The 15,313-nt window shown below is 63.3% G+C and carries 11 protein-coding genes and 1 pseudogene; 7 read left to right on the top strand and 5 right to left on the bottom strand.

Features of this window, described 5'->3' with window-relative positions; all coding sequences use genetic code 11:
• Window positions 1-450, top strand: a pseudogene (locus HOY34_RS10295) (type III glutamate--ammonia ligase); the annotation flags it as partial.
• Between the two features lie 77 nt (window positions 451-527).
• Here the strand turns inward: HOY34_RS10295 and HOY34_RS10290 are convergent.
• Both HOY34_RS10290 and HOY34_RS10285 read right to left on the bottom strand, forming a co-directional pair.
• Window positions 528-1,838 (bottom strand): MFS transporter, encoded by a 1,311-nt coding sequence (locus HOY34_RS10290; RefSeq protein ID WP_172362418.1) that lies wholly within the window; start codon window positions 1,836-1,838, stop codon window positions 528-530.
• 131 nt (window positions 1,839-1,969) lie between these two features.
• Window positions 1,970-2,902 carry an NUDIX hydrolase gene (locus HOY34_RS10285; protein WP_366926945.1) on the bottom strand — a complete coding sequence of 311 codons (933 nt, stop codon included), beginning with the start codon at window positions 2,900-2,902 and terminating at the stop codon, window positions 1,970-1,972.
• 229 nt (window positions 2,903-3,131) lie between these two features.
• Here HOY34_RS10285 and ilvD point away from each other — a divergent pair, with 229 nt between their 5' ends.
• Window positions 3,132-4,970 (top strand): dihydroxy-acid dehydratase, encoded by a 1,839-nt coding sequence (gene ilvD, locus HOY34_RS10280; RefSeq protein ID WP_172362416.1) that lies wholly within the window; start codon window positions 3,132-3,134, stop codon window positions 4,968-4,970.
• A 137-nt stretch (window positions 4,971-5,107) separates the two neighbouring features.
• On the opposite strand, the gene HOY34_RS10275 is transcribed toward ilvD, so the two are convergent.
• The 3 genes from HOY34_RS10275 to HOY34_RS10265 form a co-directional block, all read right to left on the bottom strand.
• On the bottom strand, window positions 5,108-6,295 hold the full coding sequence (locus tag HOY34_RS10275; RefSeq protein ID WP_172362414.1) for an MFS transporter: 1,188 nt from the start codon (window positions 6,293-6,295) through the stop codon (window positions 5,108-5,110).
• 241 nt (window positions 6,296-6,536) lie between these two features.
• Window positions 6,537-6,875 carry a YnfA family protein gene (locus HOY34_RS10270; protein WP_172362412.1) on the bottom strand — a complete coding sequence of 113 codons (339 nt, stop codon included), beginning with the start codon at window positions 6,873-6,875 and terminating at the stop codon, window positions 6,537-6,539.
• Window positions 6,872-8,536, bottom strand: a complete 1,665-nt coding sequence (locus HOY34_RS10265; protein WP_172362410.1) for an NAD+ synthase — start codon at window positions 8,534-8,536, stop codon at window positions 6,872-6,874. The genes HOY34_RS10270 and HOY34_RS10265 overlap by 4 nt, the downstream gene beginning before the upstream one ends.
• A gap of 194 nt (window positions 8,537-8,730) precedes the next feature.
• Here HOY34_RS10265 and HOY34_RS10260 point away from each other — a divergent pair, with 194 nt between their 5' ends.
• The 5 genes from HOY34_RS10260 to HOY34_RS10240 all read left to right on the top strand — a co-directional run bounded on the left by HOY34_RS10260 (window position 8,731) and on the right by HOY34_RS10240 (window position 15,303).
• Complete coding sequence (locus HOY34_RS10260; RefSeq protein WP_436645194.1) at window positions 8,731-10,164, top strand: 2-isopropylmalate synthase; 1,434 nt, start codon at window positions 8,731-8,733, stop codon at window positions 10,162-10,164.
• 481 nt (window positions 10,165-10,645) lie between these two features.
• Complete coding sequence (locus tag HOY34_RS10255; RefSeq protein WP_172362408.1) at window positions 10,646-12,223, top strand: 2-isopropylmalate synthase; 1,578 nt, start codon at window positions 10,646-10,648, stop codon at window positions 12,221-12,223.
• 428 nt (window positions 12,224-12,651) lie between these two features.
• Window positions 12,652-13,689 (top strand): rod shape-determining protein, encoded by a 1,038-nt coding sequence (locus HOY34_RS10250; RefSeq protein WP_172362406.1) that lies wholly within the window; start codon window positions 12,652-12,654, stop codon window positions 13,687-13,689.
• 70 nt (window positions 13,690-13,759) lie between these two features.
• Window positions 13,760-14,767, top strand: a complete 1,008-nt coding sequence (gene mreC / locus HOY34_RS10245; RefSeq protein ID WP_172362404.1) for a rod shape-determining protein MreC — start codon at window positions 13,760-13,762, stop codon at window positions 14,765-14,767.
• On the top strand, window positions 14,764-15,303 hold the full coding sequence (locus HOY34_RS10240; RefSeq protein WP_172362403.1) for a rod shape-determining protein MreD: 540 nt from the start codon (window positions 14,764-14,766) through the stop codon (window positions 15,301-15,303). Before mreC ends, HOY34_RS10240 begins: the two co-directional genes overlap by 4 nt.
• Window positions 15,304-15,313 lie beyond the last annotated feature (10 nt).

The following is a 15,313-nucleotide window of genomic DNA, read 5'->3' as shown; positions in this document are numbered from 1 at the left end:
AACAGCTACAAGCGCATCAACGCGCCGCGCACCTCATCGGGTGCGACCTGGGCGCCGAATTCGGTCACCTGGACCGGCAACAATCGCACCCATATGGTGCGCGTCCCCGGCCCCGGCCGGTTCGAGCTGCGCCTGCCTGACGGTGCCGCCAACCCCTATCTGATGCAGGCGGTGATCCTGGCCGCAGGCCTCGACGGGATCCGCACAAATGCCGACCCCGGCCCGCGATCAGACATCAACTTCTACACCGACGGCCATCTGATCAAAGACGCGCCCAAGCTGCCCCTGAACCTGCTGGACGCCATCCGCGCCTTCGATGCCGATCCCGACCTCAAAGCTGCCCTCGGCGAAGAGCTCTCAAACGCCCTCATCAAAATGAAAACACAGGAATGGAACGAATACTGCGGCCATTTCACTGAATGGGAAAAAAGAAACACTATCGATATCTGATGTTGGATAAGTGTAAAAATGCCGCCCGGATTTCTGATCCGGACGGCATTTTTGTTCGATATATGAAAGCAGGTTGGTCAGGACAGCGCCGCTTTACGTGTCTCTGCATCGATCAGCGCCGCAAGGATCGCGGCCAGGCCCAGCAAGGCCGAGAAGAGGCCAATCGCCATCGCCGTATTCTCGATAAAGAGATAGACCAGCACCGAAGGGGCCAGCAATCCACCCAGCCGGGCCATAGCCCCCGCCGCGCCCATGCCTGTGGCACGGCTTGCGGTCGGGTAAAGCTCTGGCGTGAAGGCGTAAAGCGCCCCCCAGGTGCCCAGCAAAGCGAAACTCATCACCATCAGCGCGGTTGCGATCAGGATCGGCGTCGTCGACAGGGTAAACAGAAGGCAGGCCGCCGCGCTGAGGATCAGGAAAGAGACCAGCGTTTTGCGCCGCCCCAATGCCTCGACCCCCCAGGCTGCCAGCGCGTATCCGGGGATCTGCGCCAGCGCGAGGATCACCAGGAACCCATAGCCGCGCACGAAGCCGAACCCTTCATTCGCCAGCCGCGCAGGCATCCAGGTAAAGACACCGTAATAGCTGATTGAGACGAGGAACCAGACCGCCAGCATCAAAAGCGTGCGGCGGATCATCCCGGGCGAGAAGATCCCCTCGCCGCTGCTGGCCTGGGGAAGCGCGATCTGCACGGTGCCTGTAGGCTCTTTTCCATTCATCACAAGCATCTGATCGAGAACAGATTTCGCGGCGTCAGCGCGGCCTTCGCGCAAAAGGTGCATCGGGCTTTCCGGGATCCAGATGCGCAGGAAAATACCGATCACCGCCGGAATCCCGGTTACGAAAAAGATAACGCGCCAGGTCTCAATCCCGCCCCAGCTGCTGGCGGCCCAGGCGGTCAGGGCAACGAGGACGGTGCCCACGGCCCAGAAGCCTTCCAGCATCACCAGCCAGCGGCCGCGGCGCGAGGGGGGCAGGAACTCGGCCATCATCGCGTAATCGACGGGCAGCGTGCCGCCAACGGCGAGGCCGGTCAGGAAGCGCAGGACCAGAAGCGTGGTGAAGTCGGGGGCAAAGGCCGAGGCGATGCCGAAAACCGCATCCATGGCGACAGTGATCAGCAGGATCTTACGCCGCCCGAATTTGTCAGCCAGGCGGCCGAAGACACTGGCGCCGAGCAGCATGCCGAGGAAGAACAGCGTCCCGGTTTGCAGCGCCTGCGGCACCTCCATCCCGAAGCTGGCAGCGATTGAGGCGACGGTAAAGCCCACCGCCAGAACCTGCATCGCATCGGCCGTCCAGACCAGACCAAACACCCCCAGAAGGCGGCGCTGGAACCGCCCCGTCCCTGCACGTTCCAGCATGGTATCGACCGTCACCTGTGTCATCCCGATCCCTTCCCTGCGCCCGCTTTGGGGCCGATTTCATTATATACTCATTATGAGCATATGTGCGTGACCGTGCGATATACTCGATATGAGTTTATGTCAATTCCATCTGTGATTGTTAATGCGGGATACTATCCCCGGCTGACAGGCAGCCTGGTTCCGGCCAGCGCCCGCGCCTCCAGCACCGCCGGGCGATAGCGGAACAGCATGGCCGGGCGGCCCCGGGATTCAGCCGTTGTCTCGCCTGTTTCCTCGATCAGCTCTTGCTGGTCGATCTGACGGCGAAAGTTCGATTTGTGCAACCTGAGGCCGATTAAAGCCTCTACCAGGCGTTGCAGTTGCAGAAAAGTGAAACTCTCTGGCATCAGCTCAAAGGCGACGGGGCGGTATTTGATCTTGGCCCGCAGCCGGGCGATACCGGTGGCAAGGATGCGGCGGTGATCGCCCTGCATCGCGCGGCCGATGCCAGAGCCGAGGCCGGAATGGCCGTTGGCCTCTTCGACCATGCCAGCCTCATAAAGCAGCTCATAGCGCGAGAGGACGAGATCTTCGTTCCAGGCCGCGCCCTCCAGGCCGAAGGCGTGGCTCAGGCGCTGCACCCTGCCCCGGTCCGTGCCCGCCCAGTGGTTAAGGCCCGCGACCAGATCCTGCCAGCCGGGGGGCAGGCCGTGGCGGTGATCCTCCCATGGAAGGTATTCATACCAGCCGTGCCATTCCGGGCGCCCGGCACCGGGGGCCGCCTGTTCGCGCACCAGCCCGAGATAAGAGATCGAGATCTGCCGCAAATCGGCCTCTTCGGCGCGGTCACGGTCGGCAAAGGTGTAAAGCTGTTCGAGAAAGCCCACCGGGTGCCCGGTCTGGCTTTCGATCCAGTCGCGCAGCCCCGCCTGCAGGCTGCGATGGGATGAGGTGAAGGGGCCCGAGGGCAGCGCCTCGCCGGCGGCAACCGTCATCACACGGGGCGCATCCCCGGTGACGGCAGCCAGCACCGCGATCAGCTCTGCCTGAGCCAGCCCCGTTGTCACCAGACCCGTTGTCACCAGCCCCGTTGTCACCAGAAGCACTCCTTTTTCATCCGCCTATCACGGGCCGTGCGGCGGGCCAACCGCCCGAACAGCCACCGCCGCAACCACCAGCCCGGGGCCCGCCCTTCTGGTGAAACAGTGTAACAGGTCTTTAACCCGCAGCCCGCTTGCGCTAACTCAGGTGCGGATACCCCAACCTCGGCTTCCTGCCAGACCGTCACCCGGAGGGGGTGTGACGGGCAACTGCCAAGTGAAAGACGACAGTCAAATGCCAGCCTATCGTTCCAGAACCACCACGCATGGCCGCAATATGGCCGGGGCCCGCGGGCTCTGGCGCGCCACGGGGATGAAGGACAGCGATTTCGGCAAGCCGATCATCGCCATCGTAAACTCGTTCACGCAATTCGTGCCCGGCCACGTTCACCTGAAAGACCTGGGCCAGATGGTCGCGCGTGAGGTCGAGGCGGCGGGCGGCGTCGCCAAAGAGTTCAACACCATCGCCGTTGATGACGGGATCGCGATGGGGCATGACGGCATGCTTTATTCGCTGCCCTCACGTGAGATCATCGCGGACTCGGTTGAATATATGGTAAACGCGCATTGCGCCGATGCCATGGTCTGCATCTCGAACTGCGACAAGATCACGCCCGGCATGCTGATGGCGGCGATGCGGCTGAACATCCCGGCGATCTTCGTCTCTGGCGGCCCGATGGAGGCCGGCAAGGTCACGCTGGGCGACGGGCGCACCATCAGCCTGGATCTGGTGGATGCAATGGTCGCGGCGGCCGATGAGAAAATGTCGGATGCCGATGTCGATGCGATTGAGAAAGCCGCCTGCCCGACCTGTGGGTCGTGCTCGGGGATGTTCACCGCCAATTCGATGAACTGCCTGGCGGAAGCGCTTGGCCTGGCGCTGCCGGGCAATGGCTCGACGCTGGCGACACATGCGTTCCGCAAGGGGCTGTTCCTGAAATCGGGCCGGATGATCGTTGATCTGGCGCGGCGCTGGTATGAGCAGGACGATGACACCGTGCTGCCGCGCACCATTGCCAGCCGGGCGGCTTTCGACAATGCGATGGCGCTGGATATCGCTATGGGTGGCTCGACCAATACGGTTTTGCACCTGCTGGCGATTGCGCGTGAGGGTGGCGTCGATTTCGGCATGGACGATATTGACGCTCTGTCGCGCAAGGTGCCCTGCCTGTCCAAGGTCGCGCCGAATATCGCCAATGTGCATATGGAAGACGTGCACCGCGCAGGCGGCATCATGGCGCTTCTGGGCGAGCTGGACCGCGGCGGGCTGATCAACCGCGACTGCCCGACCGTGCATTCTGAGACCATGGGCGAGGCGCTCGCCGCCTGGGATGTGGCCGTGACCAACAACCCTGAGGCGCGTGAGCTGTATCTGGCCGCGCCGGGCGGGGTGCCGACCCAGGTGGCGTTTTCGCAAAGCTCGCTCTGGCCGGATCTGGATACCGACCGTGAAAACGGCGTCATCCGCTCGGTCGAGCATGCCTTCTCGAAAGAGGGCGGTCTTGCGGTTCTGAAGGGCAATATCGCGCTGGATGGCTGCATCGTGAAAACCGCGGGCGTCGATGAATCGATCCTGAAGTTCACCGGCCCGGCTGTGGTTTACGAAAGCCAGGACGCCGCCGTGAAGGGCATCCTGAACAAGGGCGTCAAGGCGGGCGATGTGGTGGTGATCCGCTATGAGGGGCCGAAAGGCGGGCCGGGGATGCAGGAGATGCTTTACCCGACCTCTTACCTGAAATCGCGCGGCCTTGGGAAATCCTGTGCGCTGATCACGGACGGGCGGTTCTCGGGCGGCACCTCGGGTCTGTCGATCGGCCATGCCAGCCCCGAGGCGGCCGCTGGCGGCACCATCGGTCTGGTTGAGGCGGGCGATATGATCGAGATCGACATCCCGAACCGCACCATCACCCTGCTGGTGCCCGAGGATGTGCTGGCCGCGCGGCGCGCCGAGAAAGACCGCACCGGCTGGAAGCCCGCGCAGCCGCGCAAACGCAATGTCACGACTGCGCTGAAGGCCTATGCGGCCTTTGCGGCCTCGGCTGACAAGGGCGCGGTGCGGATCCTGCCCGAGTAAGGGCGGCGGGCCGGGGCAGCTCTGCCACCCACGGGAACAGAAAAGGCGCGGGAGAGTGATCTTCCCGCGCCTTTTTCATATTCTGTTGCAAGGCCCTGGTTTTGCTGCAAGCCCAGGGGCGGGACGGTCCCGGGCGCTTATTGCGCCTGCGCGCCCTCATGCTTTTTGGCATAGGCCGCCAGGATCCCCAGCATCACGATCCCCGCCACCGAAAAGCCGATCGCCACCAGCCCCGAAGAGCGATATCCCCAGACCAGCGCATAGCCCGCAACCAGCGGCCCCAGCCCGTTTGCGGCGTTAAAGGCGGCGTGGTTCATCGCCGCTGCCATGCTTTGCGCCTTGCCCGCGACATCCATCAGCCTGGTCTGCAGCGGCACGAATACCCCCGAGCCAAGCCCGATCATCAGCGCCGAAACCGTCATCTGCACCCAGTCGCCCACCGCCCAGGAGGCATAGCCCTGTGAGACGATCATGAAGATCAACAGCGCCAGCGTCGCCTTCATCGCGCCGATTGCAATGGTCAGCCGCGCCGCCAGGATAGAGCCCAGCGTGCTGCCGATCCCGAAACAGGCCAGCATCAGCGGCACGCCCCAGCTGGGGGCGCTGGTCGTGGCCAGCATCGCCGCCGAAAGATAGGCATAAACCGCAAAAAGGCCGCCGCAGCCGATCAGCCCCACCGCCAGCGTCAGCAGAACCGAAGGGTTTTTCAGCGCCCGCAGCTCATCCAGCGGGCGGGCATTGGGATCAACCCCCACGCGCGGCGCGAGGTTCAGAATCAGGACGGCAGACAGCAGCGCCAGCACGCCCGGCAGCGCAAAGCCGACCCGCCAGTCCAGCGCCTGCCCCAGCCAGCCCGCGAAGGGCACGCCGACGATATTGGCCACAGTCAGGCCCAGCAGAACCTGGGTCACGCCTGCGGCACGCTGCTCGCGCGGCAGGGCATCGGCAGCAAAAAGCATCGCCACGCCCAGGAAACCACCATGCGGCAGCCCGGCCAGAAAGCGCGTCGCCATCAGCGTCGAATAGCCCGGCAGAATGGCGGCCAGCAGGTTCAGCACGCCGTAAATGCCGATCAGCGCCGCCAGATAGCGCCGCCGGGGCAGCCGTGCGCCCAGCAAGGTGGTCAGCGGTGCGCCGACGACCACGCCAAAGGCATAGGCGCTGATAACATGGCCTGCATCAGCCTCGCCCACGCCCAGATCGGCCGCATACCAGGGCAAAAGCCCCATCGCGGCAAACTCCGAGGTGCCGATGGCAAAAGATCCCAGCGCAAGCGCCAGGATGGCCCAACGGAAACTGGGCTGAGAACGGGTCTGGGATGTCATTGATACACCTGAACGCAAAAAGCCCGGATCAGAGTATCCCGGCTGCCGCTGTTTGCGATAACAGGCGTGCGCTGTCCATGCTGATCGGATTGGATTTTGCAGATCGCGCCGAAATCGCGCCAAAGAGTGATCCGCTGCAAAGATTTCAGGCCCCTGCGCCGTCCTTTTGGCCGCTGCCTCCTCTGGCCGCTACCTTCGCAGGCCGCTGCCTTCGCAGACTGCCCTCCTCAGGCCACAGCCCTCAGGCCGGCCGCGCGCCCCAAAGGATCACCAGCGCCCCGGCCAGCGCCAGCCCTGCCCCGGCCAGATCGGTCATGCGCGGGGCCTCGCCCTCAGCCAGCCACAGCCAGCAAAGCGAGGCGCAGATATAGACCCCGCCATAGGCCGCATAAGAACGCCCCGCATGTTCGGGCGGCGTCAGCGCCAGCGCCCAGGCGAATGCCGCCAGCGCCACCATGCCCGGGATCAGCCAAAGCGCATTCGCGCCCTGCTTCCACCAGGCCCAGAATGCAAAACAGCCCGCGATCTCGGCCAGCGCCGCCCCGATGTAAAGCGCGCCCGTATAAAGCGCCCCGCTCACGCGCCAGACCCGTCGCGCCAGCGGTTGACCATCGGATAGCGCCGATCCAGCCAGAAGGCCTTTTGCGTCAGCCGCACGCCGGGCGCTGACTGAAAGCGCTTCCACTCGCTGATATAGACGAGGTGTTCGACCCGCTTGACGGTCTCACGCGGAAAGCCCTGCGCCACCAGATCGGCGACCGAGAGATCATTCTCGATCAGCCCTTCGAGGATCGCATCCAGCACCTCATAGGGCGGCAGGCTGTCGTCATCGCGCTGATCGGGGCGCAACTCGGCCGAGGGCGGCTTGGTGATCACCCGCTCTGGCATCACCGGGCCTGCGGGGCCCTTCATCCAGGGGCGGTGGTTTTCATTCCTCCAGCGCGCGGTCAGGAAAACCCGCGTCTTATACATATCCTTGATCGGATTATAGCCGCCGTTCATATCGCCATAGATGGTGCAATAGCCGACTGCGACCTCGGATTTATTGCCAGTCGTCAGCAAGAGCCCGCCGAATTTGTTGGAAATCCCCATCAGCATCACGCCGCGCAGGCGGGACTGGATGTTTTCCTCGGTCACCCCCGGCTCGGTGCCCTGGAACACATGCGCCAGCGCATCGCCCACCGCGCCACGTGCCCCCACGATGGAAACCGTATCAAGCCGCGCCCCCAAAAGCCGCGCGACCTCTGCGGCATCCTCCAGCGAATGCTGGCTGGTATATTCCGAGGGCAGCATCACGCAATGGACGTTCTCAGCCCCAAGCGCATCGGCGGCAATCGCCGCAACAATCGCGGAATCGATACCCCCCGACAGGCCCAGCACCGCCTTTGAGAACCCCGATTTGCGCATGTAATCGCCCAGCCCCATGACGCAGGCGCGATAATCGGCCTCGCCAATCGGCGGGATCGCGGCGATCTGACCCTGATCGGCCTGCCAGCCTTCCGCGCCCCGGCGGAAGGTGACCAGCTCTGCCACCTCATCGAATTGCGGCATCTGCAGCGCCAGCTTCCCGCCCCGGTTCAGGACCATCGAAGAGCCGTCAAAGACCTGATCGTCCTGGCCGCCCACCATATTCAGATAGATCAGCGGCAGGCCGGTCTCGACCACCCGCTCGACCATCAGGTTCAGCCTGAGGTTTGGCTTACCGCGATGATAGGGCGAGCCATTGGGGATCAGCAGGATCTCTGCCCCGGTCTCGGCCAGCGTCTCGGCGACATCGGGGTGCCAGGCATCCTCGCATATGGGCGTGCCGATGCGAACGCCTTTGACCACATAGGGCCCGGTCACATCGGCGGAGGAAAACAGCCGTTTTTCGTCAAATACCGCATCATTGGGCAGGTGATGCTTCAGCACCCTGGCCGAGACCTGACCGCCTTCAAGGATGTAATAGCCGTTGAAAAGCCGCCCGTTTTGCAAAACCGGCCCGCCGATCCCAAGCGCCGGGCCATCAGCGCAGGCCTGGGCCAGATCCTCGATGGCGCGGATCGCCTCCTGGTGGAAGGCGGGTTTCAGGATCAGATCCTGGGTCTGATAGCCGGTGATGAACATCTCGGTCAGCGCAACCAGATCGGCCCCGGCCGCACGGCCACGCTGCCAGAACTCCAGCGCCTTTGCCGCATTTCCGGCAATATCGCCCAGGCTCGGATTGGCCTGCACCAGGAAGAACCGGAATGTATCGGTCATCGCCCTTATGTCCTTTCGCGCCTTACGCCTCCCGCTTGTAGCAGATCATCCGGGGCTGGAAAGCCTTTGCCGCGCCTCCCCCTCACGCCGGCCCTCACGCCCCCCCCTCACACCGCCTTGACCGCTGCACGACTGGACAGCGGCCCGGGCCTTTTCTAGGCTGCGCCCAGCAACGAAACCGGAGACCACCCGCAATGCGCAAATTCACGGCCAATTTCTACGCCGCCACACTTGCCGCGCCGCTGGCCGCATCACTGATCGCATCACAGGCCATGTTCTCCGGCCCTGCCCTTGCCCAATCCGAAGGCGAGGTAATTACCAAGCAATATGACAACGGATCGGTTTACGAAGGCACCTTCAAAAACGGCCGTCAGCATGGCAAGGGAACCTACCGCCTGCCCAACGGATATGAATATTCCGGCGATTGGGTCGATGGCGAGATCAGGGGCCAGGGCCGGGCGCGTTATCCCAACGGATCGATCTATGAGGGGGCCTTTGAGAAAGGCCAGCCCCAGGGCCATGGCAAGATCACCTTCGCCGACAATGGCACCTATGAGGGCGACTGGGTGCTGGGCAAAATGACCGGCAATGGCGTCGCCACCTATCCCAACAACTCGACCTATACCGGCGCCTTCCTCAATGGCCAGCGCCACGGCAGCGGCGTTTTGCAAAACGAGGGCGGCTATCGCTATGAGGGCTCCTGGGTCAATGGTGTCAAAGAGGGCGAGGGCAAGATCACCTATGCCGATGGCACCGTCTATCAGGGCGCGATGCGCGCCGATGCACGCACCGGCATCGGCACCCTGACCATGCCCAATGGGCTGACCTATACCGGCGGCTGGGCCCAGGGCCAGATCAACGGCCAGGGCAAGCTGACCCAGCCCAATGGCGACACCTATGAGGGCGCCTTCATCAATGGCAAACGCGAGGGGAACGGCATCGCCACCCATAAAGCGGGCGACATCTATGAGGGCGGCTTCAAGGCCGACAAACGCGAGGGCCAGGGAAAATTCAGCACGCCCGACGGCTTTCGCTATGAGGGCTCCTGGGTCGCGGGCCGGATGGAGGGCACCGGCTCGGTGACCTATCCCGACGGCTCGGTCTATGTCGGCGCGATGAAGGCCGATCAGGCGCATGGCCAGGGCGCGATCACCTATCCCGACAAATCCACCTATCAGGGCGATTGGGTCAATGGCGTGATCGCGGGCAAGGGTCGCGCCACCTATGCCAATGGCCAGGTCTATGAGGGCGACTTCGTCAAGGCCCGCCCCGAGGGCCAGGGCGTGATGACCCGCCCCGATGGCTATCGTTATGAGGGCGGCTGGAAAGCAGGCCTGCGCGATGGCACCGGCACTCTGACCTGGGCCAATGGCACCGTCTATAAAGGCGATTTCAAAGCCGACAAACGGACCGGCAAGGGCGAGCTGACCACCACCGACGGCTATCGCTATACCGGCGACTGGGTCGACAACAAAAGCGAAGGCCAGGGGATCGCCACCTATGCCACGGGCGATGTCTATGAGGGGGCCTTTGTCGCCGACAAACGCCACGGCCAGGGCAAGATGACCTATAAGGACGGCAAGATCGCCGAGGGCATCTGGAAAGACGGCATCCTGACCGCTCCCTGAGGCCCCACCTCCCGGCGCTAGGGCCTCAGGCCCCAGGCTCAGATACAGCACCGAGACGGCGCAGAGGCTGGCAGCTCTCTGCGCCGTCTGCGTTTGCGGCTCTGATCATCGGGGCCAGCACCGCCCCCTGCCCCAATCCACAGCAAAATCAGGCCAGAACGTCAGCTTTGCTGCCCTAAGAAAATGCGCCACCTTCGGCAAAAAATGCCGCCCCGCCCTTTTCAAGCGGCAATTCCTCCGTATAGTCGCGGGCATGATCACGGGTTCGCATCAGATTATCCTGCCGCAGCCGGGCGCCTGCCCGCTCTTGCCCCGTGGCCTTCTTCTTCTCAGCCTCGTCTGAGCGGGCCTCCGGGCGCGACCGCTCAGATGTGACCAAGCGCCCGGCCTGAAAACTGGCCCGCCTTCGCATATCGGGCCGTCTGTAAAGATCTCTGGCTGCCAGGATCTCTGGCTGAGACGAAAGACCAAGGAATACCCAATGGCACAAGCTGCTGAACAACCCCGCGTTCTGATTTTCGACACCACCCTGCGCGATGGCGAGCAGTCGCCCGGCGCGACCATGACCCATGCGGAAAAGCTGGAAATCGCGGGTCTGCTGGATGATATGGGCGTCGACGTGATCGAAGCGGGCTTCCCGATCGCCTCTGAGGGTGATTTCGCCGCCGTCTCGGAAATCGCCAAAAACGCCCGCAATTCAACGATCTGCGGCCTGGCGCGGGCAAACTTCAAAGATATCGACCGCGCTTATGAGGCGGTGAAACACGCGAAATCCCCGCGCATTCACACCTTTATCGGCACCTCGCCGCTGCACCGCGCCATCCCCAATCTGGACATGGACCAGATGGCCGAGCGTATCCACCAGACCGTGACCCATGCGCGCAATCTGTGCGACAATATCCAGTGGTCGCCGATGGATGCGACGCGCACGGAACCAGACTACCTCTGCCGCGTCGTCGAGATTGCGATCAAAGCCGGGGCGACCACGATCAATATCCCCGATACCGTCGGTTATACCTATCCGATGGAATCGGCCAAGATCATCCGCATGCTGCTGGAGCGTGTGCCGGGCGCCGATGAGATCATCTTCGCCACCCACTGCCACAACGATCTGGGCATGGCGACCGCGAACTCCCTCGCCGCAGTCGAGGCGGGTGCCCGCCAGATCGAATGCACGATCAACGGCCTGGGTGAACGCGCCGGCAATACCGCGCTGGAAGAGGTGGTCATGGCGCTGCGGGTCAGGAATGACATCCTGCCCTATCAGACCGGCATCGACACGACCAAGATCATGCATCTGTCGCGCCGCGTCTCGACCGTTTCGGGCTTTGTGGTGCAGCCGAACAAGGCCATCGTCGGCAAGAACGCCTTCGTCCACGAATCCGGCATCCACCAGGACGGCGTTTTGAAAAACGTCGAAACCTTCGAGATCATGAAGCCCGAGCATATCGGCCTGACGGTCAAGAATATCGCCATGGGCAAGCACTCGGGCCGCGCGGCCTTGCGGGCCAAGCTGAAAGAGCTGGGCTACGAGCTGGCCGACAATCAGCTGAACGATGTCTTCGTGCGCTTCAAGGCGCTGGCGGATCGCAAGAAAGAGGTCTTTGACGAGGACATCCTGGCGCTGGTGGCCGATGAGCAGACGCTCGACGCCCATGACACGCTGGTTTTGAAAAAGCTGCGGGTGATCTGCGGCACCGAGGGCCCGCAAGAGGCCGATATGGTGCTGACGATTGACGGCACCGACCATCACATCGACGCGACGGGCGACGGCCCGGTCGATGCCGCTTTCAACTGCATCAAGCAGCTCTTCCCGCATAAGGCGCGGCTGCAGGTCTATCAGGTGGCGGCGGTGACCGCTGGCACCGATGCCCAGGCCACCGTCTCGGTGCGACTGGAGGAGGACGGGCGCATCGTCACCGGCATGTCGGCCGATACCGATACCATCGTCGCCAGCGTCAAAGCCTATATCAACGCGCTGAACCGTCTGATCGTGCGCCGCACCAAATCGGCCCCGAATGACGATGTGAAATCGGTCACCTATACCGACGCGCCCTGAGGGTTCTCGGTTGCATAAATGAAAATCTGCAAGTGAGGTGGCCCTATGGCCGCCTCATTTTTCTGTGCCAATCGGCTGCCGGGGTGATTCCCGCAAGGGTGCCGCAGGGCCTGCCAAAGCCCGGCACAAAGCTCTGGATCCGGCCGTGGCCTGACCCGCCCCGGCCCCGCGCAATTCGCCCATGTTGTAAAAGGTAAAGCGGCCCCGCAAACTGGCCGTATTTTTCCGGGTAAAATGTTGAAAATCTGCAAGCAAATTTTACGCACGCATATGTGTGCCAGAACCGGCCCGGCGGGCTTTCACAAAATCCTGTGGCTCTTTATATGAAAGCGCCCGCCAGAGTCGTCTGAGTCGCGGGTGCAACAGGTCATAGCCTCTGCTTTCTGCAGCAGGGGTCCCGGCCAAAGGACACGAAGGACGCTGCCCGCATGGCGCTTATTCCCGGTATTTTCTCGTCGGACATGGCGATCGACCTCGGCACGGCCAATACGCTGGTCTATATCCGGGGCAAAGGCATCGTCCTGAATGAACCCTCGGTCGTGGCCTATCACACCAAGGATGGCAAAAAGCAGGTGCTGGCCGTCGGCGAGGATGCGAAACTGATGCTGGGGCGCACCCCCGGCTCTATCGACGCGATCCGCCCGATGCGTGACGGCGTCATTGCCGATTTCGAGGCCGCCGAGGAAATGATCAAGCATTTCATCGGCAAGGTCATCCGCCGCAGCCCGTTTTCGCGCCTAAAAATCATCGTCTGTGTGCCGCATGGCGCGACGCCTGTGGAAAAGCGGGCGATCCGCAATTCGGTTCTCTCGGCTGGTGCGAAACGCGCGGGCCTCTTGTCGGAACCGATTGCCGCCGCGATTGGCGCGGGCATGCCAATCACCGAGCCGACCGGCTCTATGGTGGTTGATATCGGGGGCGGCACCACCGAAGTCGCGGTGCTGTCGCTTGGCGATATCGTCTATGCGCGCTCAGTCCGCGTGGGGGGCGACCGCATGGATGAGGCAATCATCGCCTATCTGCGCCGCCACCAGAACCTGCTGATCGGCGAATCGACGGCCGAGCGGATCAAGACCTCGATCGGCACCGCCCGTATGCCCGATGACGGGCGCGGCGCGGTCATGCATATCCGGGGCCGTGACCTGCTGAACGGCGTGCCGAAAGAGACCGAGATCAGCCAGGCCCAGGTTGCCGAGGCGCTGGCCGAGCCCGTGCAGCAGATCTGCGACGCGGTGATGCAGGCGCTGGAAGCCACCCCGCCTGATCTGGCCGCTGACATCGTTGACCGTGGCGTCATGCTGACCGGGGGCGGTGCGCTTTTGGGCGATCTGGATCTGGCGCTGCGCGAGCAGACCGGGCTGTCGATCTCGGTCGCCAATGAATCGCTGAATTGTGTTGCTTTGGGCACCGGCAAGGCGCTGGAATATGAAAAGCAACTGCGTCATGTGATCGACTACGACAGCTGAGCGGGAAGATGAGTGGGGGCCCAGCCCCATCCGTTTGCTGCATTCATTTCAGGAATACCGGGGCGCGCGCGTGTCAGGAAAACGTAGCGGATCAGAGGATTTTTCCCGCCCGGTCAGGCGGCTTCTGGTTGCGATCCTGGTGGTCCTGCTGCTGGGGATCTTTGTGCTCTGGCGCATCGACAGCCCCCGGGTCGAGCGTTTTCGCGCGGCCCTGGTCGATGCGGTGATCCCGAATATGGAATGGGCGATGGTGCCTGTCACCCGCACCGTCTCGATGTTTGAAGATTTTCAGTCCTATACCCGCATCTATGAACAAAACCAGGAGCTGAAGCGCGAGCTGCAGCAGATGAAGGCCTGGAAAGAGGTCGCCCTGCAGCTGGAGCAGAAGAACGCCCGGCTGCTGGATCTGAACCATGTGCGCCTTGATCCGAAACTGACCCATGTGACCGGGGTGGTGCAGGCCGACAGCGGCAGCCCGTTCCGCCAGTCGGTGATCCTGAATGTGGGCGCCCGCGACGGCATTCGTGATGGTTGGGCGACGATGGACGGGATTGGCCTCGTCGGGCGGATCTCTGGCCTTGGCAACCGCACGGCGCGGGTGATCCTGGTCAGCGATACCACCTCGCGGATTCCGGTGACGATCCAGCCCTCGGGGCAAAAGGCGCTGCTTTCGGGCGACAATTCGGCGCTGCCTTTGCTGGATTTCATCGAATCGACCGAAGAGGTGCGGCCGGGCGACCGGGTGGTGACCTCGGGCGATGGCGGTGTGTTCCCGGCCGGGCTGCTGGTCGGCCAGGTGGCGATGGGCTCTGACCGCCGCCTGCGCACCGTGCTGGCGGCGGATTTCCAGCGGCTGGAGTTCCTGCGCGTGCTGCGCAGCCATGAGCTTGAGCCGATCCTGGATCCCGGCCAGCTGGTCGCGCCGCCCCTGCCCTCGGTTCCGGTGGCCGAGGTCGATGCCGAGGCCGAGGCCGCCAGCCAGCCTGCGACAGGCAGCGGCGAGATTGGCGAAAGCGGATCGGGCTATGCCGAGGGCGGTGACGCCGCTGCAGCAGAGGGCACAGGGGCAGCCGAATGAGCGGCCTGATGCGCATGGACCCCTGGGGCTACCGGCTGCTGTTTCTGGGCCTGGCCTGCCTGCTGCTTTTTACCCGGCTTTTGCCGCTGCAGGGTGTAACGGGCCGCTTCCCTGGCCCAGATCTGCTGATGTGCCTGATCTTTGCCTGGATGATGCGGCGCCCCGATTTCGTGCCGGTCTGGCTGCTGGCCCCGGTGATCCTGACCGAGGATCTTTTGCTGATGCGCCCGCCGGGCCTTGAGACGGCGCTGGTGATCATGGCGACCGAATTCCTGCGCGCCCGTCACGCCATGACGCGCGAGCTGAATTTCGCCGTTGAATGGCTGGTGGTCTCGGGTCTGATGATCGCCATGTTGCTGGGGCAGCGGCTGATCCTTACCTTAACCCTGGTCGATCTGCCGCCCTTTGGATTCGCGGTGGTCCAGGTGCTGTGGTCGATTGTCGCCTATCCGGTGGTGGTCGGGCTGTCGCGGCTGTTTTTCGACCTGCGCAAGCCTGCCACCGGCGAGGTGGATGACTACGGCAGACGTTTGTAACGGGTGACAC

Source organism: Pseudogemmobacter hezensis (genome assembly GCF_013155295.1).
In the GTDB taxonomy this organism is placed as follows: domain Bacteria; phylum Pseudomonadota; class Alphaproteobacteria; order Rhodobacterales; family Rhodobacteraceae; genus Pseudogemmobacter; species Pseudogemmobacter hezensis.
Note: the sequence above shows the minus strand (reverse complement) of the source record. Positions and strands in the feature narration are given on the sequence as shown.

Excerpts from the sequence above, each read along its gene's own strand:
- HOY34_RS10250 (WP_172362406.1), top strand. The coding sequence starts at position 12,652 with ATGGCGCTTATTCCCGGTATTTTCTCGTCGGACATGGCGATCGACCTC.
- HOY34_RS10275 (WP_172362414.1), bottom strand. The coding sequence starts at position 6,295 with ATGACATCCCAGACCCGTTCTCAGCCCAGTTTCCGTTGGGCCATCCTG.
- ilvD (WP_172362416.1), top strand. The coding sequence starts at position 3,132 with ATGCCAGCCTATCGTTCCAGAACCACCACGCATGGCCGCAATATGGCC.
- HOY34_RS10290 (WP_172362418.1), bottom strand. The coding sequence starts at position 1,838 with ATGACACAGGTGACGGTCGATACCATGCTGGAACGTGCAGGGACGGGG.
- HOY34_RS10265 (WP_172362410.1), bottom strand. The coding sequence starts at position 8,536 with ATGACCGATACATTCCGGTTCTTCCTGGTGCAGGCCAATCCGAGCCTG.
- HOY34_RS10260 (WP_436645194.1), top strand. The coding sequence starts at position 8,731 with ATGCGCAAATTCACGGCCAATTTCTACGCCGCCACACTTGCCGCGCCG.
- HOY34_RS10255 (WP_172362408.1), top strand. The coding sequence starts at position 10,646 with ATGGCACAAGCTGCTGAACAACCCCGCGTTCTGATTTTCGACACCACC.
- HOY34_RS10240 (WP_172362403.1), top strand. The coding sequence starts at position 14,764 with ATGAGCGGCCTGATGCGCATGGACCCCTGGGGCTACCGGCTGCTGTTT.